The 19471-nt window shown below is 62.7% G+C and carries 16 protein-coding genes; 5 read left to right on the forward strand and 11 right to left on the reverse strand.

Annotated elements, in window-relative coordinates:
* Positions 1–96: 96 nt before the first annotated feature.
* Complete coding sequence (locus PQ467_RS21705; protein ID WP_274176553.1) at positions 97–2484, reverse strand: TonB-dependent receptor; 2388 nt, start codon at positions 2482–2484, stop codon at positions 97–99.
* 439 nt (positions 2485–2923) lie between these two features.
* Between PQ467_RS21705 and PQ467_RS21710 the strand changes: the two genes are divergently transcribed.
* Entirely contained in the window at positions 2924–3988 is a 1065-nt protein-coding gene (locus tag PQ467_RS21710; RefSeq protein ID WP_274176554.1) for a cupin domain-containing protein, read from the forward strand.
* A 56-nt stretch (positions 3989–4044) separates the two neighbouring features.
* On the opposite strand, the gene PQ467_RS21715 is transcribed toward PQ467_RS21710, so the two are convergent.
* The 3 genes from PQ467_RS21715 to PQ467_RS21725 all read right to left on the reverse strand — a co-directional run bounded on the left by PQ467_RS21715 (position 4045) and on the right by PQ467_RS21725 (position 7119).
* Positions 4045–5229: a PrnB family protein gene (locus PQ467_RS21715; protein ID WP_274176555.1), complete on the reverse strand. Its 1185-nt coding sequence runs from the start codon at positions 5227–5229 to the stop codon at positions 4045–4047.
* A gap of 129 nt (positions 5230–5358) precedes the next feature.
* Positions 5359–5811, reverse strand: a complete 453-nt coding sequence (locus PQ467_RS21720) for an Lrp/AsnC family transcriptional regulator (protein WP_274176556.1) — start codon at positions 5809–5811, stop codon at positions 5359–5361.
* Positions 5812–7119 carry an amidohydrolase family protein gene (locus tag PQ467_RS21725; protein ID WP_274176557.1) on the reverse strand — a complete coding sequence of 436 codons (1308 nt, stop codon included), beginning with the start codon at positions 7117–7119 and terminating at the stop codon, positions 5812–5814.
* A gap of 186 nt (positions 7120–7305) precedes the next feature.
* Here PQ467_RS21725 and PQ467_RS21730 point away from each other — a divergent pair, with 186 nt between their 5' ends.
* A complete protein-coding gene (locus PQ467_RS21730) occupies positions 7306–8736 on the forward strand; it encodes a metal-dependent hydrolase family protein (protein WP_274176558.1) in 1431 nt (476 codons plus the stop codon).
* A 2-nt stretch (positions 8737–8738) separates the two neighbouring features.
* Entirely contained in the window at positions 8739–10151 is a 1413-nt protein-coding gene (locus tag PQ467_RS21735) for an amidohydrolase family protein (RefSeq protein WP_274176559.1), read from the forward strand.
* Positions 10152–10198: 47 nt separating this feature from the next.
* Here the strand turns inward: PQ467_RS21735 and PQ467_RS21740 are convergent, their stop codons facing one another.
* Positions 10199–10816: an HD domain-containing protein gene (locus PQ467_RS21740; RefSeq protein WP_274176560.1), complete on the reverse strand. Its 618-nt coding sequence runs from the start codon at positions 10814–10816 to the stop codon at positions 10199–10201.
* 60 nt (positions 10817–10876) lie between these two features.
* Here PQ467_RS21740 and PQ467_RS21745 point away from each other — a divergent pair, with 60 nt between their 5' ends.
* A complete protein-coding gene (locus PQ467_RS21745; RefSeq protein WP_274176561.1) occupies positions 10877–11257 on the forward strand; it encodes a DUF4031 domain-containing protein in 381 nt (126 codons plus the stop codon).
* A 6-nt stretch (positions 11258–11263) separates the two neighbouring features.
* On the opposite strand, the gene PQ467_RS21750 is transcribed toward PQ467_RS21745, so the two are convergent.
* From PQ467_RS21750 to PQ467_RS21775, 6 genes are all read right to left on the reverse strand, one after another.
* Positions 11264–12694: an indolepyruvate oxidoreductase subunit beta family protein gene (locus PQ467_RS21750; RefSeq protein WP_274176562.1), complete on the reverse strand. Its 1431-nt coding sequence runs from the start codon at positions 12692–12694 to the stop codon at positions 11264–11266.
* A gap of 12 nt (positions 12695–12706) precedes the next feature.
* Positions 12707–14839, reverse strand: coding sequence for an indolepyruvate ferredoxin oxidoreductase subunit alpha (locus PQ467_RS21755; protein ID WP_274176563.1), 2133 nt, complete (start codon positions 14837–14839; stop codon positions 12707–12709).
* A 6-nt stretch (positions 14840–14845) separates the two neighbouring features.
* Positions 14846–15616 (reverse strand): cyclase family protein, encoded by a 771-nt coding sequence (locus PQ467_RS21760; RefSeq protein WP_274176564.1) that lies wholly within the window; start codon positions 15614–15616, stop codon positions 14846–14848.
* A gap of 59 nt (positions 15617–15675) precedes the next feature.
* Complete coding sequence (locus tag PQ467_RS21765; RefSeq protein WP_274176565.1) at positions 15676–17121, reverse strand: sodium:solute symporter family protein; 1446 nt, start codon at positions 17119–17121, stop codon at positions 15676–15678.
* Positions 17118–17333 (reverse strand): DUF3311 domain-containing protein, encoded by a 216-nt coding sequence (locus PQ467_RS21770; protein WP_274176566.1) that lies wholly within the window; start codon positions 17331–17333, stop codon positions 17118–17120. The genes PQ467_RS21765 and PQ467_RS21770 overlap by 4 nt, the downstream gene beginning before the upstream one ends.
* A gap of 109 nt (positions 17334–17442) precedes the next feature.
* Positions 17443–18363, reverse strand: coding sequence for a LysR family transcriptional regulator (locus PQ467_RS21775; RefSeq protein ID WP_274176567.1), 921 nt, complete (start codon positions 18361–18363; stop codon positions 17443–17445).
* A 178-nt stretch (positions 18364–18541) separates the two neighbouring features.
* Here PQ467_RS21775 and PQ467_RS21780 point away from each other — a divergent pair, with 178 nt between their 5' ends.
* Positions 18542–19468: a dihydrodipicolinate synthase family protein gene (locus PQ467_RS21780; protein ID WP_274176568.1), complete on the forward strand. Its 927-nt coding sequence runs from the start codon at positions 18542–18544 to the stop codon at positions 19466–19468.
* Positions 19469–19471 lie beyond the last annotated feature (3 nt).

The raw sequence follows: 19471 nt of genomic DNA on the forward strand, positions 1-19471 counted from the left end.
ACAAAAAAGGGCGAGCGGGATATGTCCCCCTCGCCCTTTTTTCTTGCCTGTCCTCCGGCGGAGGGAAGGAGGCGGAGCGCCCCCTTCCCCGGTCCATCACCAGCGATAGGTGAAATTGGCGCCAATTGTGCGCGGCGCCAGCGTCGAGGTCATCAGGAAGATATTGGCCGCACCCGACTGCGAGCTTTTGTACAGCGTGGGATAGGCATTGGTCAGGTTCTTGGCAAAGACCGAGAAGGTCCATGCGTCCTTCGCCACGCCTGCGCGCAGATTGACCAGTTCATAGGCATCGCCCTGAAAATTGATGGCATTATACAGGGTCGAACCCAGCGCCGGGGTGCGCGTATATTGGCCGGCATATTGATAATCGACGCGCAGCGAGCCGTTCAGCCCATACCACGGCAGCGGGTGGTTGAGATCAAGCGCCACATCCGCCGTCCAGTCCGGCACGAAGGACAAGGCACTGCCCTTGGTGGCCAGAACCGGGGCGACGCCGGTGCCGGCATTGGCGGTGCCCGTCACATTCTGGTCTAGCGTGGCCTTGGTATAGCCGACATTGCCGCTGATCGTGGCCCATGTGGTCGGGCGGGCGGAGACAGACAGGTCAAAACCCTTGCTGGTCGCATCCCCGAAATTGCCGACATAGCTGAACGAGCAATTCGAGAGCGACAGGTTCTGCTGAACATTGTGCCACTTCAGATAGAAGCCGCTGCCCGAAACCGACAGTTTGCCGCCCATGAAGCGGCCCTTCATGCCGCCTTCAAAGCTCCACACGCTGTCATCGCCATAGGTCTGGGGGATCGAGCCGTTCTGGGCAATATCGGCGGCGCAGCGCGCGGCCGGAATCGGACGGTTGGCCCCGCCCGCCCGGTTGCCCTTGGCCGCGGTGGCATAGAGCAGCAGGTTGGGGTTGGTCTGCCACGAGATGTTGAATTTGGGGTTGATCGGCGTTGATTTGGTCGAGGTCAGCGGCAGGATCTGGACCCCGCCCTGGAAATAGCCATTGCCGATATATTGGAACGAATAGCTTTGCCGCGCCACGCGAACGCCCGCGTTGAACTTCAGCCGCGAAGTGACATTCCATGTCGCGTCGGCAAAGGCAGAGGCCTGGCGGTCGATTTCCACCTGATACTTGCTGGCCAGAATGCCGCCTGCCGGAAAGGGACCGCTGCTAACATTGTAATTGAACGCATTGCCCGGCACCAAGGCGCCGCCCTGAAGGAAATAGACGGCCGAGGGGTAGGATGCATTCGCATCGCCCCATTCAACCTGAAGCAGCGACTGCTTTGAGCTGGAAAGGAACACACCCACCGTGCCATAGATCGGCGCGGTCTGATCATTGGTGGTCAGGCGGATTTCCTGCGTGAACAGGGTCTGCTTGGTGGCGGTGGACTGGGGCGAGCCGAAATTGGGATTGGCCGCCATGAAGGCCGCCGTCCTGCTGGCGCCAAAGATGTTATAGGCGGCGACCTGCGTGTAATCGTCCACGCGCGACAGATCGCGCCAGTTGCCCGAGGTGATCGACGTCAACGTGGCCCCGCCGAAATTATAGGCCAGTTTCAGGCTGCCGATCTTGATCTCGTCGGTAAAGGGCGTGCTGATCTGTTCAAAGCTCTGATATTTGCCCGAGGTAGGCCAGACGCCCGACCAGATCAGGCCGTTGTCATTGCCGTGCAGGCGCTGATAATTGAAGAAAGGCGTGATGGTCAGCTTGTCATTGGGCGCATAGGTCAGCGCCACGCGCAGCGAGGTATTGTCGGTGCTGTTGATGTTGCTGTTCAAGACCTGGCCGGTCTGGGTGCGCGACATCTGGTCGACGAACCCGCCATCGCGGCGATTGTCGACCGAAACCCGGATGCCCAATTTGTCGGCGATCAGCGGACCGCCCATCGCAACGCCGGTTTCATAGCCGATGCCGCCATTGGCGTTGACATTGACCTCGCCGACCGCCTTGCCGCTCCACTGGCTCAGGCTGGGCGCGGTGGTGATGAAGCGGACGGTGCCGCCTTCCGAACTGGCGCCGTAAAGTGTGCCCTGCGGCCCGCGCAGAACCTCCACGCGCTCAAGGTCGAACAGGCTGGGGCTGACCGGCTGGGTCCAGTTGTTGGCGCGACTTTGTGTCGGCACATCGTCGATATAGATGCCGACGGTGGCCGCGCCCTGCGTGGTGGAAACGCCGCGGATCGAGATATTGTTGCCGCCGCCAATCGTCGCGCCGGGGCTGACGTGGAAGCCGGGGGTGGCTTTGGAAAGCTCGGAAACATCGGTAATGCCGGTCTTTTCAAGATCCTTGCCGGTAAAGGCGGCGATGCTGATGGGAACCTTGGAGAGGGATTCATTGCGGCGCTGGGCGCTGACCACGATTTCGCCGGGGACCGGGGCGGACTCGGCGCTTTGCGCATGGGCGCTTATCGGGGCAAGCGCCAGAATGCTGGCGGAGGTGCAGAGCAGAGCGGTCAGACGCGAGAAAATGGCAGGTCTCATGGTCCCCCCTAATGGGTTATGGGTTGGTCTGGCCCGGCCCTTTTGGCAGATGGCTTATGCTGTTGGGCGCCAATCGGGGTTTTGCCGGGATGCGTCACAATCATTGAATGCAAAATCATATGAAATCAACTGACGCATTGCGCAGCATTTTTTCCTGCGCCCCAAATGGCCTTTCTTGCTGGACCCGCCCATGAGGCAAAGGCGCGTAAATCCGCCATTTAACTTGCATATGACACTATTTTGCATCGCCTACGTAATTTCGCCCCTTGCCATGAATTTGCCCGTTTCGCCGCGATGCAGCATCGAAAAATGGCGAAAAGTCTGCGGTGAAGCCGATTCGGCCTTGCCGCAAATTGCATCAGCATATATATCCGTTTTCATACTTTATGCGGAATGCCAAAGCCGCATCCATCAGCCTTACCAACCAAGGAAGTCCGCTGTGACCGAGTGCAAAGCCGCTGACACCTGCGCCGCCCGCAAGGCCCATATCGCCAGTCGCAAACCCTATTACCGCGAATTGCGCGCTGGCCAGAAAATCAAATGGTGCGCCTGCGGCCTGTCCAAGCGCCAGCCGTTTTGCGACAGCGTTTCGCACGAGGGCACCGGATTTGAACCCATCGAATATGTCGCCAAGGAAGCCGAGGAAGTGCTGCTGTGCGGATGCAAGCAGACCAAGACCGGCCCGTTCTGCGATGGCGAACATTCAAACCTGCCGGGCGGATATAAGGATGAGGAAGAGCCGCAGAACACCAAGCGGGTCGAGGCTGATGCCGATGGTTTCGCCCGCCTCAACACGCCCTGCTATGTGGTTTCGCCGCCTGGGATGGGCGATGCCTATGCGCTGGCCCGGCTGGTCGCGCCCGATACCGGGGCGCAGCATCAGTCGCAATTCTATCTGACGCTGCCTGCCGGTGCCTCGCCGGTGCTGGCCTCGGATGAGGGCGATGTGGTGCTGTGGGTGCGGCATGGCGCGGGCGAGGTCGAGATCGAGGGGCGCAGCTTTCCCCTCGATGGTCCCTGCGGCGTCTATATCCGGCGCGGCGAAGGTTTCCGCCTGACCGCCAGCGCGCCACTGGCCGTCTATGTCTCGGAATGCCCGGGCGGCAATGCCTTGGCCGAGAGGGCAGAAATGGGCACGGATTTCGACGACAGCTATCCCGAACGCATCGCCCGCATCGACGAGGACGCCCGCCAGGCGATGGGGCCGCGCTATTTCCAGGTGCTGCTCGATGATCGCCACGGTTTGCGCAACACCGCGCAATTCATCGGCCATATCCCCCGCTCCAAGGCCGAAATGCACCGCCACCTTTATGAGGAAGCGCTGATCATCATCTCGGGCACCGGGGTCATCTGGAACGATGATTTCCACGCCCCGGTCAAGGCGGGCGATGTCATCTTCTTCCCGCGCAAGATCCGCCATTCGCTGCAATGCACATGCGATGAAGGGCTGGACGTTTTGGGCCTGATCCATCCCGGCACCAATCCGGGCATCAATTACGAATAACCCAAACCGGGCATTCGCAGGAGGAGCAAGGGGAGTTTGACGGCTCCCCTTCTCTTTTACGCGCCGATGGCGGCGCGCAGGCGGGCCATATCGGCATGGCGGCTGGCAATATCATCGCGCGGGGCGGCCATGCGCAAATCGCGCAAGGTTTCGAGCGAACGCAGCAAGGCTTCGAGCGGCGGCCCGCTGGCGGTGATGCCCTGCCTATGGCCCGGCGCCATGGCCTGCGCGGGGGTAGCGACGAAACGGCTGACAAGCTGATTGTGATGCTGGGCCGCAATCGCGCCAAACGCATCGCACACGCCCAGAAACGCCCGCACATTGGCCACAAACCACGGCGCATCGCGATGGCTGTCCACATGATCGAGCAATTGATCGAGGATCGAGCGGCGGCTCATGCTTTCGCGCAGGCGCAATTGTTCGGCCGGCAACATATAAGGCAGCTTTTCATGCAGCAATTGCGCGTAATAGGGATCGCTGGCCCGGCACAGGCCCAGCATCAGGTCAATCTCGTTGATCCCGGCAAAATCGCCCGCATTGGCCCCGCGATAGACCTGCCGCCCCACGCGATAAGGTTTGTAATAGGGCCGGACGCAATAGAAGAAGCGATCAATATCAAGGTTCTCAAACAGACGCGCATTGCACGCCGCCACGCCCTTCAACGCGCCCTCGGCCTCGGCAAACAGCACATCGGCCACCGGGCTGCTCGCCCCCAGCGGCACCAGACGGGTCAGCGCATAGGCCGCGCTTTGCAGGCCGAAAATGCCGCGCGTATTCTCGTCGATGAACAGGAATTCGTCGTGCAACGTGGTGAAACTGCGGCGCAACCCGCCCACCGCGCGATTATGCGTGGCCAGATGCGCGGTGGCGAAACGCGGCGCCATGCCGATCGACACGCCCACATGCAGCGCCAGCGCGCTGGCCGTGGCAAAGGGCGATACCGTCTCGCGGTCCGGGTTGGTCAGTTCATGGCGGCGCAGCGCCCCCAGATATAGGCCCACATCGCCCAGCAATTCGAGCGCGCCGTCAAACCCGTCATGCGTGCGCCCCTCGGCCAGCAGGGGGGCCAGCAATTCCTCGCCCCGGCGCACCAGTTCCTCTTTCAGATCCTCGCCGATGCCCTCGACCTGCGCGCGGTCGCCCTGCGCGAAATAGAGTTCCTCCAGCGCGGTGTTGATCGCGGCGAAATCGTGGCGAATCCATTGGTTGAGGGCGGCATCGGGGGATATGACGGTGGGCATGGGTCAGGGCTCCGACAAGAAGTGAACGGCAACATCCTATTCCAGCCTATCCGGAAAAGGGTTCCTGATTTCCCGCCATAGCGCCCTTGCGCAGAATAGATCACAATCGCGAATTACCGGCAAGGAACGCTATTCCGCCGCCGCCATCACCGCGCCTGCCCGCTTGATCCGCTTCATGCCGATGGTGGTGTTGAACCGCTCTACCCCCGGCATCCGGCGCAATTCGCCCCGCAGCAATCCGTCCAGATGCGCCACATCGCGCGCCATCACATGCAGCAGATAATCCGCATCGCCCGCCGTGGTATAACAGGCAATCACGCCGGGATGCGCGCAGGCCGCCGCCTCGAACGAGGCATGGTCGGCAAAGCTGACCGACACCTGCACAAAGGCGTCCAGCGTCAGCCCCACGGCATCAGGCTCGACCATCGCGCGATAGCCAAGGATCGCGCCCGACGCCTCCAGCCCCTGCACCCGGTTCCAGCAGGGCGTCTTGGACATGCCCACCTCCTGCGCCAAATCGGCAAAGGACTGGCGGGCATCGCGTTCCAGCGCGCGCAGGATCGCACGGTCGAACTTGTCCATTTACAGCGCGCTCTTGCCCGATTGCTTCACCACGGCACCACCCTTCATCACAAAGGACACCTTTTCCAGCCGCCGCACATCCTGCAACGGATCGCCATCAACCGCCACCAGATCGGCAAAACGCCCGGCCTCGATGCGCCCCACATCCTTGCTGCCCAGCAAGTCCGCGGCAACCCCGGTGGCGGCGCGGATCGCATCCATCGGCTTCATCCCGGCCTCGACCATCAGCGCGAATTCCTGCGCATTCTCGCCATGGGCCGACATGCCGAACGTATCGGTGCCAAAGGCGATCTTCACCCCCGCCAGATAGGCGTCATGCAGGTTCTTGCGCAGCACCGGGGCCACATGCAGCGCCTTGTCGGCGGTCGAAGGGTTGAGTTGTTCGGGATGAGTCTTGGCCCGCTGATAGACCTTGTCGCCCACCAGCATCGTGGGCACCAGATAGGTGCCATATTGCTTGTAGAGCTTATAGCTGCCCGCATCGCCAAATGATCCATGCTCGATCGAATCGACGCCCAGCGTGATGGCATGGTCAATCGCCTGCTTGCCATGCGCGTGCGCCGCCACCTTCATGCCCAGAGCATGGGCGGTTTCCACCACCGCCTTGATTTCATCGTCGCTCATCAATTGCCAGTCGGGATTGTCGCCAATCGACATCACCCCGCCCGAAGGCATGATCTTGATCAGATCCACCCCTTCGCGATGCAACCGGCGCACGGTGCGGCGCGCATCATCGGCCCCATCGACCAGATTATCGGCCATATGCGGGATTTCCGCGATCTCGGCGTTCAACCCATTAGCCGCATCGCCATGCCCGCCCGTCGGCCCCAATGCCGAGCCCGCCACCCACAAACGTGGCCCCGGCACCGCCCCTTCGGCAATCTCGCGCTTGAGCGCCACGACCACCGCCGTCTCGCCCCCGCAATCGCGCACCGAGGTGAAGCCCGCCAGCAAGGTGGCGCGGGCGTAGGCCGTCGCGTCGATGGCGTGTTGAAAATCGCTGCGCGTCACGGCATTGCGGATCGGGTCGCCGGGATGGAAACCATGCGTGATATGGTCATGCGTGTCGATGAGGCCGGGCAGCACTGTCTTGTCCGAGAGATCAACCACCGCCGCGCCGGGGCGCGTGACGAAGCCTGCCTCAACCCCGGTGATGCGATCATCATGGATCAGGATCGAAACCTTTTCCCGCACCGCATCGCCCGCGCCGTCGATCAGCCGCCCGGCATGGACCACCATATCGCCCGCATGGGCCGGAGCCGCGCCCAACATCGTTGCCGCCAAAGCCAGACATGCCACTTTACGCATAAATTCCCCTTGCCGATGGCGGTGATGGCGCCCGTGCGATGATGATAACGAAATTTTGCACGGGCGCTATGGCTGAAACTTGCGCCAGCATGAATTATATCATATGATTTTGCATACGTTAAAGGGCGAATTGCTCATGGCCTCTTTTGGCCCCCATTTTCCCCCTTCCACCTTATGAGGTCCGCTATGGCCCCCCTGCTGCGATTGGCCCTGTTTCGATGGACCTTGGTGTCCGGCCTGCTTTGCGCCCCGGCACTGGTTCAGGCACAAAATGCCATGTCCCCCGCCGCGCTGGCGGCCTTGGCCACGCCGGGCGCCCCCGCGCAACCCGATGCCGCACACAGCCGCCTGCGCCTCCTTCGCGCCGGGGCGCTGCTGGCCGTTCCGGGCGAGACGCCGCTGGGGCAAAGCACGGTGGTGATCGGCGCCGATGGGCGGATCACGGCAATCCACCGCGGATGGCCGGAACCGGCCGCGCTGGATCTGCCTGCCGATACTGAGGTCATTGATCTCAAAGATCAATTCGTGATGCCCGGCTTTATGGATGTCCATGTCCATCTGACCAGCGGCGGCATCGCCGGACGCATACCCGATGCGGCCCTGCGCGAGGAGGATGGGTTCTTTGCCCTCAATGGCGCGCGGAATGCGCGGGCCACGCTGATGGCGGGCTTTACCACGGTGCGCGATCTGGGCGCGCCGGACGGGGCGATCTATCCCCTGCGCGATGCGGTGCGGGCCGGAATCGTGGCCGGGCCGCATATCCTTGCCGCCGGCGCCGGGATCAGCCCCACCAATGGCCATGCCGATGTCCATGGCCTGCGCAAGGCGTTGTTGGCCGCATCGGATCGCGGCAATACCTGCAACGGCGCCGATGATTGCATGCGCGCCACCCGCGAGGCGATCCGCGCGGGGGCCGATGTCATCAAGGTCCACGTAACCGGCGGCGTCACCGACAGTTCGGACACCGGCACGGGCCAGCAGTTTACCGATGCCGAATTGCAGGCCATCGCCTGGACCGCGCATTCGATGGGGCGCAAAGTGACCACCCATGCCCATGGCAAGGAAGGCATCGATGCCGCCGTGCGCGCGGGCTATGACAGTATCGAACATGCGATGTGGGCGGATGAGGAAAGCCTGAAAGCGATGAAGGCGCGTGGCACGTGGCTGGTGCCCACGGTCTGGCCCATCGACTGGGTGGGCGATACGCCGGACAAGGTGCGCGCCGGGCCGTTTCGCAATCTCAACGAAAACTCGATGGCCAAGATGCTGCTGCTGGGCGATCAGCCCAAGAAGCTGGCGCGCATGGCGGTGCGACTGGGAGTTCCGATTGCGCTGGGCACGGATTCGGGCATTTCGCCCCATGGCACCAATGCGCGCGAGATGATCGAATATGTCGCGGCCGGGATGAGTCCCACAGAAGCGCTGAAAACCGGGACGGTCAATGCTGCCGCCGCCATGGGGCTGAAGGATCGCGGGCGGATCGCGCCGGGGATGCTGGCCGATGTCATCGCGCTGGGCGGGGATCCGATCCGCGACATTGCGCAGGTTCTCAATGTTCGTTTCGTGATGCGCGACGGCATCATTTTCAAACAATCCGGTATCGCGCAGGGAGAGTGACTATGCGTGCCTTTCTATCCACCATGGCCATGGCCGCCGCCCTGGCCTCCGCTCCGGCGCGGGCCGAGGATCTGATTATCGACCATGTGACCCTGCTGGACGGCACCGGCGCGCCTGCCCGCGCCGATATGAGCGTGGGGATCGACAAGGGCCGCTTTACCTTCATCGCCCCCACCGCCTCGGCCCCGCGCGCATCGGGTCGGCATATGGATGCCAAGGGGCAATTCCTGATCCCCGGCCTGATCGAAACGCATGCCCATATCCGCCTGCCCTCGAACGCCAATCCGGCGGCCGAGGCGCCGCTTGATGAAAACGACCTTCCTATCCAGCCGACCTATTCCGCCGCCGAACTGGAAAAGGCCCATGAGATGGGCGTGGGCGTGCTAGCGGGCTATCTCTATTCGGGCGTGACGACGCTGTTCGATGCGGGCAATTATGCGCCCTATATCCTGCGCCTGCGCGCCGAGGAACGCGCGGGCAAGATCGCCGCGCCGCATATCATGGCCACCGGCAATCTGGTGACCTATCCGGGCAGCCATGCCGATGCGGTGGCGGTGCGGATCGCCGACTGGCCCGCGGATCGGCCCAAATTCCTCGCCTATCTGCGCGAGCAAAAGCCCGATATCGTCAAGATCACCTATGAGGAACATGGCTGGGGCACGCGCCCGATGGTCTCCCTGATGCCGCTGCCGCTGATGCAGCAGATCATCGTGGAGGCCAATCGCCACGGGGTGCGCACGGTGATCCACACCTCCAACGAAATCCGCTCGGTCGAGGCGCTTTCGGTGGGGGCCGATGCCCTGGCCCATCCCGTCATTCAGGCGCCGATCAGCGAGGGTTTTGCCCGAGAAATGGGGGCGAAAAAGACCCCCTTTGCCAGCACGCTAACAATTGGCGATGGCTACAGCCGCTTGGTCGAACATCCCGAATATCTCGATCAGCCGCTTTATCAGGCCGCGCTTTCGCCGCAGGAAATCGAGACCCTGCGCAAAGAAACCCTGCCCGCATGGAAGGCGCGCGGGTGGACATGGTGGATGAAGCTGATGACGCCGGTTGCCGCCGAGAATATCCGCAAGGTTTATGAGGCGGGCGGGGTGGTGGCGATTGGGACCGATCAATCGCTTGGCCCGGCGGTGCATCGGGAAATGGAATTGCTGCAACAGCAGGGCATAGCGCCCGCCGCGATCCTGCGCATGGCCACGCTCAATGGCGCGATGCTGTTGGGCCGGGCGGCGGATCTGGGCAGTATCGAGAGCGGGAAACTGGCCGATGCGGTGCTGCTCTCGGCCGACCCGGCGCGGGACATCAACAACGCCAAGGCCATCGTGGCGGTGATCAAACAGGGTGTGCTGATCGACGAGGACAAGCTGCCTCTGCCTGGCGGCAAGCGGGGACTGCGGCGTCCTTTGCGCTAAGGATATCGGCGTGCGCAACGGCTTCCCGCCCCGTCATGCATGACGGCCTATGGATGCAGCAAGCCCAGCTCCCAACCGATATTGCTTTCCAGCATCATGGCCTGCGCGGTTGTAAGCTGCTGGCTGTGGAGCAGGTCATGACAAAGCCCTGTCAATATCTTCACGCGGGCCTCGCGGAACCTGTCTTCGGGCACGAAGGCATATTCCTTGCGGACGCCATCGGCATACCAAGCATAGACCGCCCGATCATCATGCCACAGGATGCTCAAATCGGCCTTCAGCAAAAGATTGACCGCCTCATCCTCGCTGCTGCGCTGGTCGCGGAAATGGTGGCTTCTGGTGGCCGCGATCATCGCTGATATCAGTCCGGTGTCGATCGGCTGAGGCGGGGCCAATCGGTCACTGACCGACTGAAACAGAGCCAGTGATTGCTCTTCATTGTCGGAACGGGTCGGATCATAAATGATGTCATGAAACAGTGTCGCGGCCAGCATTTCGGCAGTAAACGCATGATCGGACGGAATTTGCCGCAGCATGAGTTCGATGTGGCGAAGCGTATGGTAGTGGCGATGCGGTTCGCTATGATGGGCGATGATCTGCGCACAAAGCGTGCCGGGAATATTCAGCCGCTCGAAAGCGGCGATCAGCCATGGATGGTCGGACATGCGGGCCTCCGGGGGCCAGCCTAGATAGACAGGAATAACAGTGCAACCGCCGGTGATGCCATGAATGTCTATGTCGACAGCGCCATTCACGCCCTGCGCGGGCGGATGATGTGCCATATGTTCTCGCCCGACCTGGACGCATTGCATGCCATGGCCGAAAGGCTCGGTATCGAGCAGCGGTGGTTTCAGGACCCGCTGACCATGCCGGTCTCTTGGCCGCATTACGATATCGACCAGGCGCGCCGCGCCATTGCCATCGAATTGGGCGCGATTGTTTGCGACAGGTATCAGACCGTTGCCATGGCCGCGATCATTCAGGGCCGCCCGGACAAGCTGCGCCGCATCCGCGCTCTTGCCGATCCGGGCCGCACCTTTGCCCCGGCGCTCCATGTTCCGGCGTGGTTGGCCGAGCAAGGTTTTGCGCAGGTTTGGGATGAATGAACGACCTTACGCCGCCTTGAGCATCCCCTCACGCGCGGCGCGCAGCGCATCGGCCCCGGCCCCGCCATCGGCCTGCGCCATGATGGCGGCAAAGCGTTCCAGAGAGCGCTCAAACGTATCGCCATAACCCTTGATCAGGCGTTGGGCGCGGACGATCTCGATGGCCAGCGCCAGATCGGCGCGCGCCGCCTGTTCGACGCGGGCCAGCCATGCCTCGATCCGGCGCTGTTCCTCGGCATAGCGCAAGGTGCTGCGCCGCCAGCCCCGCCCCATCGCGACCAGACGCAGCGCGATGAACCAGCGCAGCGAGGTGGTCTCGACATGCCGCCCCTTTGACAGCATCCGGTCCAGCCATGCCGAACCCATCACCCGCCCACCCAGCCAGCCCGGCAGGCTCTCGGCCACTTCCTGAAGGCGCGGATGCATGAATTCGGTGACGGTCAAAACCTGATCTTCCTTCACCTTGACCTCGTCGCGCACCCGCGCAAACCGGGCGGCACGCACTTTCAGATCGGCCACGCGGATCGTGTCCTCATAGGCCATCCACAGCGCCAGATGGCGCGCAGCCTCCGCCGTCAGTTCAAAAGGCGCGCGGTCCAGCGCGGCGATGCGTTCCAGCCGATCCAGATAGAGCGCGGCATAATCGCCGTCCTGATAATCCATCAGCTTGGCCAGCCCATGCAGGGCACTGGCCAGCGCCGCTTCGGGCAATCCTGCCTGCGCCCGCGCGGCCAGCACCTTGCCCATCGTGGTGGTCGGCGTGGGGATGGACGGCGGCGCCTCCTGCGGCATGGTCACGTCGCCCTGCGCGCGGGCGAAACCTTCGGCAAAACCGGCAAGATTGCTTTTGACCGCCTTGCCGCTGTGGTGGATGGCGGCCTCAAACGCCTCGCGCGTAAAAGGCAGCGCGCCGCTGCCCGCCAATGCGCCAAACATAACCGCGCTGATGACGCTGTGGGTGCGTTCGGTGGCGGCCTCCATATCGAAACCGATGAAACGCGCCGAGCGCTCGCGGGCGGCGGCAAGGATCTTGTCGCCATTGCCGCGCCCGTCGCCTGCCACCTGCTTTTCGGAAATGGCATAGATGCGGTGCGTCGAACCGATGAGGACGGTCCTGTCCGCGGTGGAAAACCCGCGCAGCACAGCTCGCCCCGTTTCCATCAGCTCGGAGGCGACCACCACATCGACATCGCCCGGCATCGGCATTTGGGCCATGATCGGCATGCGCCCATCGGCACCGGCCCCATCTTTAGCAGGGCGCGCCAGCTCAACATAATAGACGGTCGAACCCGTCCGCTGCGCCACGCCCGGCACCGATGTGCCCTGTGCCAGCCAGCCCGTCTCACGCGCAACATGCTGGATCCATTCGGCCAGCACCCCGCCGCCCTGTCCGCCCATCGCCAGAATGGCAATGGCGATACGGTTCTTCTCGGTCATACTGCCAGTCCTTTAAAACGCGCGAGCCATACGGGCGCGATCATCGCGCGCCTGCATCCAGCCGACGATCCGCGCGCGCCAGCCCTGCCGGAATTTTTCCCATCCCGTCGGATTGCTGACGATCCGCGCGCGGTAAAAGCTGGGACACAGGATCGCGGCATGGGCATTTTCGCCGCACAGACCGCAGCCCACGCAACTGTTTTCGACATGCGTCACCGGATCCTGGCGCAGGGGATCGGGGTTTGATTTGATGGTCAGCGATGGGCAGCCCGACAGGCGGATGCAGGCATGGTCCCCGGTGCAGGTGTCGCTGTCCACGCCGAAACGCTCACGCACCACGCGCCCGCCATTGGCCAGCACCTTGCTTTGCTCGCGCTTCACCCGGCGCTGCTTGTTGAGCATGCATTCCGATTGGGCAACGATGACCTTCGGCCCCTTTTCCGCGCTGGTCATCGCCTCGCGCAACAGGTCGCGCATCTTGGCCACATCATAGGTCCGCTCGACCAGCTTGACCCATTTCGCGCCCACGCCCTGCACCGCCTTGGCGATGGGGTTCTTGGTCACGCGGACGGGATTGTCGGCGCGGGAGGAAAGGATGTCCTGCCCCCCTGTCGCCGCCGAGTAGCCGTTGTCGATGATGAGTGTGACGGTATCGTCCTTGTTGAACACCGCGTTGCCGATGCCGCTGGTCAACCCATTGTGCCAGAAACCGCCGTCGCCCATCACGGCAATCGCGCGCTTGTCCTTGGGCTTGAAGGCCGATGCCCCCGCCGCGCCCAAGCCATAGCCCATGGTGGTATTGCCAATGTCAAACGGCGGCAGGATCGAGAACAGGTGGCAGCCGATATCGGCCGACACATGGGTCGGCCCCAGCTCCTTCTCCACCAGCTTCATCGCGGCAAAGACCGGGCGCTCCGGGCATCCGGTGCAGAAACCGGCGGGGCGCTGGGGGATCTCCATCGCCACATCACGCGGCAGGGGATCGGGTTTAACCTCCGCCGGGGCCAGATGCGGCGCATGGGCGCGCAGGAATTTGCCCAGACCATCGCGGATCACGGCGGCCGAATATTCGCCCGAGCGCGGCAGCATGTCCTTACCCACAATCCGCGTCTGCAAATCGGCGCGGCGGATCAGCGTGTTGAGCTCATGCTCGATGAATTCAGGCTGGCCTTCCTCGACCACCAGCACCGCTTTCTTGCCCGCGCAGAAGGCCGAAACCTCCTCGGCGATCAGCGGATAGACGACATTGAGACAATAGATCGCAATCCGGCTCTCCCCATAGGCATCGGCCAGATCGAGCAGTTCCATCGCGCGATTGAGGTTATTGTACAGGCCGCCCTGAACGATGATGCCGATCTCTGGCGTGTCGCTGTCCTGTCCGAACCATTCATTGAGCCGGTTGTCGCGCACATAGGCGATGCCTGCTGGCCAGCGCTGCTCGATTTTCTCGATCTCATGCTGGAAATTGGCCGGGGGCAGCACGATGCGTTGCAGGTCGCGCACCGGGGCCGCCGCCGCCTCACCCACAGTCATGGCGGGGCGCTTGTTGTCCTTGGCGACAAAGCTGCCCGTCATATGGCAGGAGCGCACCCGCAATTGCAGCATGACCGGCGTGTTCGATGCCTCGGACAGACAGAAACCCTGCTCCACCGCGTCAACCATGCTGGTCAGATTGGGGCGCGGGTCGATCAGCCACATCTGGCTCTTCATCGCAAAGGCATGGGTGCGCTCCTGCATGATCGAGGAACCTTCGCCATAGTCTTCGCCCACGATGATGAGCGCGCCGCCCTTCACTCCGCCCGAGGCCACATTGGACAGGGCATCGGAGGCGACATTCGTGCCCACCACCGATTTCCAAGTCACCGCCCCGCGCAGGGGATAATTGACGCTGGCCGCCAGCATGGCCGCCGCAGTCGCTTCCGAAGCGCTGGCCTCGAAATGCACGCCAAGGCTGGCGAGCAGATCATTGGCATCGGCAAACACATCCATCAGATGGCTGATGGGCGAGCCTTGGTAGCCCCCGACATAGGCCACACCCGATTGCAGCAAGCCCTTGGTGACGGCCAGAATGCCCTCGCCGGTAAAGACTTCCCCTTCACCGGCGGTCAGCTTTTTGACTTCGGATTTGAACGAACGCTCGGCCATGTCGGATCAGCCCTCGACCAGCGCGAGCACGCGCAAGGGGCTGCCCGAACCGTCGCGGATTTTGAGCGGGGCGGCGATCACGATGGCGCCCGTGGCGGGCAATTGATCGAGGTTTTCAAGGCATTGCAGCCCATATTTGCCCGCACCATGGAACAGAGTATGCGCCGGATAGGCAGGGGTCAGAGCGAAGGCCTGCCCCGCATCGGTGCCGATGGTTTCGACGCCAAAGCCGATCACATCGCGCGCGATCAGCGCCTCAACCGCCGCCGTCGACGGCCCCGGCGTATGCGGCCCATCGGCGGCGCGGTTGGTATAGGCATCGACATCGCGCTTCGACCAATCCGTGCGGAAAAGCACCCATGATCCGGCCGGAATCGCGCCATGCTGCGATTCCCAGCGCTCGATATGTTCCACCGTCAGCAGGAAATCAGGGTCAGCCGCGCATTCGGCGGAAAAATCCAGCACCACGGCGGGCGCGATCAAAGGCTGAACCGGCAGACGGTCGACCGTGTTGTCGGCCAGATCCTTGCCCGTTACCCAATGGACAGGCGCGTCGAAATGCGTGCCCGTATGCTCGCCCACCGTAAAATTATTCCAGTGCCAGGCCACGCCCCGATCATCATAGCGCGAGATTTCCTGACGCGAGAAGGCCGCCGTTTGCCCAAAAGGTTCGGGCAGAACCAGCAGCGGCGTATCTTCCGAGAGCGTCTGGGTCAGATCGACTACGCGCACCGCGCCCGAGGCGAGGGATTGAGCAAGCATGGCGAGTGTGGACATAAAGGCTCCCGGAATGATTATGAGCGGAAGCCTATCGGATAAACTTGCAGATGCAAGTATTATTTTTGACCACAGGCGGGCGAGGGCAAAAACATCATCGCCAGCAGCGTGACCGCCAGATTGCACAGCACCGCCACCAGACCGATTTCCCATTCAACGAAAATCCCGCCCAGCGCCTTGCCGATCATCGGCACCCAGAGCACCGCATATCCCGCGAACAAACCAGCCAGTACGGCTCGGGCAGAAACCCGCCGCGTGATAAAGGCCAGATAGACCCCCGGCACCAGCATGCCGATCGCGGCATAGGCCGACAGGCCGACCTCGACCAGCGAAGCGCTTGCCCCAAGCGCCAGCCACAGCGCCGCCGCCGCAAAGCCCACCATCGAGCAGCGCGACACCAGCAATTCGCGCCGGTCGTCCATGTTCCGCCAAACCGGCCGCACGATATTGCGGGCAAAGATCGACCCGCAGGTCAACATCAGCACAGAACCCGGCACCAACGCCAACAGGCTGGCCGTGCCCGCGAACAGGCCGATCAGCCAGACGGGACAATGCTGGACCACAAAGGTCAGCAGCAGCGCGTTGAGATCCCCGCCCTCGGGCCGCGTGCCCGCCAGCAAGGCGGCGAAACCGAGCAGGATGATGAAGAAATAGGACAGCGAATAGATCGGCTGAAGCACGGTATTGCGCTTGATCGTCTCGCTGCTGCCCGCCGAAAAGCACAGTTGGAACATATGCGGGAAGATATAGGTGCCGATGGCAACATTGATCGCCGAGGTGGAAAGCCACACCAGCGAAAGCCCCGCATGGGGTTGCAGCCCCGGAAAACGCGTGGCGGCGGGATAGAGATCCTGAACCTGCGCAAACACGTCCAGCATCGAGGACGCGCCCACCATCCCGGCCACGCCCACCGCCAGCACCGCCACGACCACCAGCATCAGCACATCCTTGACCCCGGCCGCAAACGCGGCCGAGCGCAGACCCGCCAGAAACACAAAGGCCAGCATCACCGCCACCGCGATCACCGCCGCCCATGTGCCCCCGATCACCGGCCCGGCCACCAGACGCACGATAAAGGTCAGCGCCGTCACCTGAATCTGGATATAGACCGTCAGCGCGATCAGCCCCGCGCAGGCCACCACCATCCCCAGCCAGCGCGATTGATAGCGATGCGCAAAGAAATCGGCCTGCGTGATCAGCCCATGGCGCCGCCCATAGGCATGGATACGCAGCGTCAGCCAATAGCCCACCGCCGCCGACAAAGAAACCGAGGTGAACGCCAGATAGGCAGGCGCGCCATAAGCCCATGCAAAGCCCGAAATGCCCAGCACCGCGAAGGTTGTGTAAATCTCACCCGCATTGAGAAACCAGAACACCAGCGTGCCCATTTTCCGCCCGCCCAGCGCCCAGTCCTCCAGCGATTTGCTGCGGGTTTTGGCGCGGCCATAGGCCATCGCGCCGATCGTCGTGCCCAGCACGATCAACAGGATCATCAAGCGGATCATGGCTTGCGATCCAGCCAGTAGCGCAAGCCCAGCACAAAGGTGGCGAACACAATGCCCGCCATTTGCCAAACCATCGGGAAAGGCAGGCCAAAGGGGCGCCAGACGATGCCATTGGCCCAAGGCGCAAGGCCCAATTGCCAGACAAAGGGCAGCAAAAGCAGCGCATCGGCCCGGCGGAAAGCCGGGATCTCGACGCCTTCGGGATCATCCATGGTTTAACTTATGCCTCGGTGGAGATGGCGGGAAGGCACGGAATTTGCCGCATTCGATGCTGCATTCAATGCAAGGTAATGCGAGATTGTGTTGCCATGGGCGCAACGTTTATGGCTCAACCACCCGCAACGGGCGGTTCCATTGCCGCAACTGCGCCTCCACCATTTTGAGCAGGCGGGCGGGCGCACCCTCCAATTGTCGCCCGGCGCGCAGGATCAGGCTGATCGTGGCGTCCTCCATCGCATCATCGGCAATGGCAATGCTGGTCAATTCGCCGCTTTCCAATTCGCTCCACACCGACAATTGGGGCAGGATCGTCACCGCCGCGCCCCGCCGCACGGTTTCGCGCATCATGTGAATCGAATTGGTGGTGATCACCGGCTCCAGATAGGTGTTGTGGCGCAGCTCCGCACCGGCCAGGATCTGGCGCAGGCCGAAATGGCGCGGCGAGAGGCACAGTGGATGGCGCACCAGATCGGCCAGTGAGACGCTGCGCTGCCCCGCCAACGGGTGGCCTGCGGCAACAATGGCCATCAACGGCTGGGCGATCACCGAGCGGACATGGATCTTGATGTCATGCGGGGTCTGAAACACCAGCCCCATATGCGCCTCATCTTCGAGCACCTGCCGCACGATCTGCTGGGATGAATTGACCGACAGGTCGAGGTGGATCTGGGGATTGGCGGTGGTGAAATTGGCGATCATGTCGGTAAACCCGCTGCCCAGAAAGCCTTCGCCCACGGCCAGCACCGCCTGACCGCTCTTGACCGAACGCAGTTCCTCCAGCTTGGCGCGCAAAGCTTCGCGGTCGGCCATCTGGTTGCGGTAATGGGCAATCACGATTTCGCCCGCATGGGTCAGCCGCACCCCGCGCCGCCCCTTTTCAATCAGGGCAAGGCCATAGCTTTCCTCCAGTTGGGCAATCTGGCGGCTGATCGAGGAGGCGGCCACGTTGAGCCGGTCGCTCGCCGCACGCATCGAGCCTGCGTTGAGCGCCTCCAGCAGATAGCGCAGACCTGTTTCCGACATGCGGCCCCCTTTTTCAAGTTTGCAAACCCGCCCTCAGCATGCCCAAGTTTGCGCTGAGCGCAACAATTATGACAATTAAGCGCCATTGTCCGCGCATTTGTTGAGTGCCAGATCAGGCCGTCCCCCGTCAGGCAAAGCGGTCATTCGCATCGCTTTTCCCGATGAAAACGAGGCATGAATGGCAAGCATCAAACGTGATCGTGTGAATTGGCAGGGCTATCTTCCCGCCATCACCACCCCCTTTTCCGCCGATGGCGGGCTGGATGAAGCGGGCCTTGGCGGCCTGCTGGAATGGCTGCATGGCGAAGGCATGCATGGGCTGGTTCTGGCCGGAACAACCGGCGAATGGACCAGCATGAATGCTGCCGAACGTGCCCGGCTGTTTGCCCTGACCGGCGCGCAGATGAAGGGCAAATTGCCGCTGATTGCGGGTTGCTCCAGCTTTACCGCGGCCGAGAGCATCGCCTTTGCCCACCACGCGGCGCAGGCCGGGTTTGACGGCGTGCTGTTGACGCCGCCGCCCTATATCCGCCCGCGCGCCGACGAAATCGTCGGCTTTTACGAAACGGTCAGCGCGGCCATCGACCTGCCCATCTGCGTGTATAACTGGCCGCCGGGCACGGGGATCGACATGGATCTGGGCCTGCTCTCGCGCCTTGCCGACATTGAGGGCGTGGTGGCGATCAAACAGTCCTCCTCCTCTTTCGAGCGCTTTTTCGAAACCTTCTTTGCGCTCAAAGATCAGGTGCGCGTGTTCGGCTTCCCGATGAACGAGATCGGGCTGACCATGCTGCGCGTGCATGGCGGCGATGGCACAATGGGCGCGGGCGGCGTGCTGGGCCGCTATCAGCCGGGCTTTTACGATGCCTTCTGGGCGGGCGATCTGGATGGCGCGCGCGCCTGCGGGGCCAAGGATCGCGTGCTGATGCGCGAATGGTATACGCCCGAACTGGTGGGGCGCTTCGGCTCGGGGCCTGCCATCCTCAAGGCCGCGCTGGATGCGCAGGGTCTGCCCGGCGGGCCGGTGCGCGCGCCTTTGCTGCCCGTTAGCGATGCCGCGCGCGAAGAGATTGCCCAAACGCTGCGAAAGCTGCAAATCCTGTGATCC

This window comes from Novosphingobium sp. KACC 22771 (genome assembly GCF_028736195.1).
Classification (GTDB): Bacteria; Pseudomonadota; Alphaproteobacteria; order Sphingomonadales; family Sphingomonadaceae; genus Novosphingobium.

Excerpts from the sequence above, each read along its gene's own strand:
- PQ467_RS21750 (WP_274176562.1), bottom strand. The coding sequence starts at position 12,694 with ATGACCGAGAAGAACCGTATCGCCATTGCCATTCTGGCGATGGGCGGA.
- PQ467_RS21780 (WP_274176568.1), top strand. The coding sequence starts at position 18,542 with ATGGCAAGCATCAAACGTGATCGTGTGAATTGGCAGGGCTATCTTCCC.
- PQ467_RS21760 (WP_274176564.1), bottom strand. The coding sequence starts at position 15,616 with ATGTCCACACTCGCCATGCTTGCTCAATCCCTCGCCTCGGGCGCGGTG.
- PQ467_RS21740 (WP_274176560.1), bottom strand. The coding sequence starts at position 10,816 with ATGTCCGACCATCCATGGCTGATCGCCGCTTTCGAGCGGCTGAATATT.
- PQ467_RS21770 (WP_274176566.1), bottom strand. The coding sequence starts at position 17,333 with ATGGATGATCCCGAAGGCGTCGAGATCCCGGCTTTCCGCCGGGCCGAT.
- PQ467_RS21720 (WP_274176556.1), bottom strand. The coding sequence starts at position 5,811 with ATGGACAAGTTCGACCGTGCGATCCTGCGCGCGCTGGAACGCGATGCC.
- PQ467_RS21725 (WP_274176557.1), bottom strand. The coding sequence starts at position 7,119 with ATGCGTAAAGTGGCATGTCTGGCTTTGGCGGCAACGATGTTGGGCGCG.
- PQ467_RS21730 (WP_274176558.1), top strand. The coding sequence starts at position 7,306 with ATGGCCCCCCTGCTGCGATTGGCCCTGTTTCGATGGACCTTGGTGTCC.
- PQ467_RS21745 (WP_274176561.1), top strand. The coding sequence starts at position 10,877 with ATGAATGTCTATGTCGACAGCGCCATTCACGCCCTGCGCGGGCGGATG.
- PQ467_RS21765 (WP_274176565.1), bottom strand. The coding sequence starts at position 17,121 with ATGATCCGCTTGATGATCCTGTTGATCGTGCTGGGCACGACGATCGGC.
- PQ467_RS21775 (WP_274176567.1), bottom strand. The coding sequence starts at position 18,363 with ATGTCGGAAACAGGTCTGCGCTATCTGCTGGAGGCGCTCAACGCAGGC.
- PQ467_RS21755 (WP_274176563.1), bottom strand. The coding sequence starts at position 14,839 with ATGGCCGAGCGTTCGTTCAAATCCGAAGTCAAAAAGCTGACCGCCGGT.
- PQ467_RS21715 (WP_274176555.1), bottom strand. The coding sequence starts at position 5,229 with ATGCCCACCGTCATATCCCCCGATGCCGCCCTCAACCAATGGATTCGC.
- PQ467_RS21735 (WP_274176559.1), top strand. The coding sequence starts at position 8,739 with ATGCGTGCCTTTCTATCCACCATGGCCATGGCCGCCGCCCTGGCCTCC.
- PQ467_RS21705 (WP_274176553.1), bottom strand. The coding sequence starts at position 2,484 with ATGAGACCTGCCATTTTCTCGCGTCTGACCGCTCTGCTCTGCACCTCC.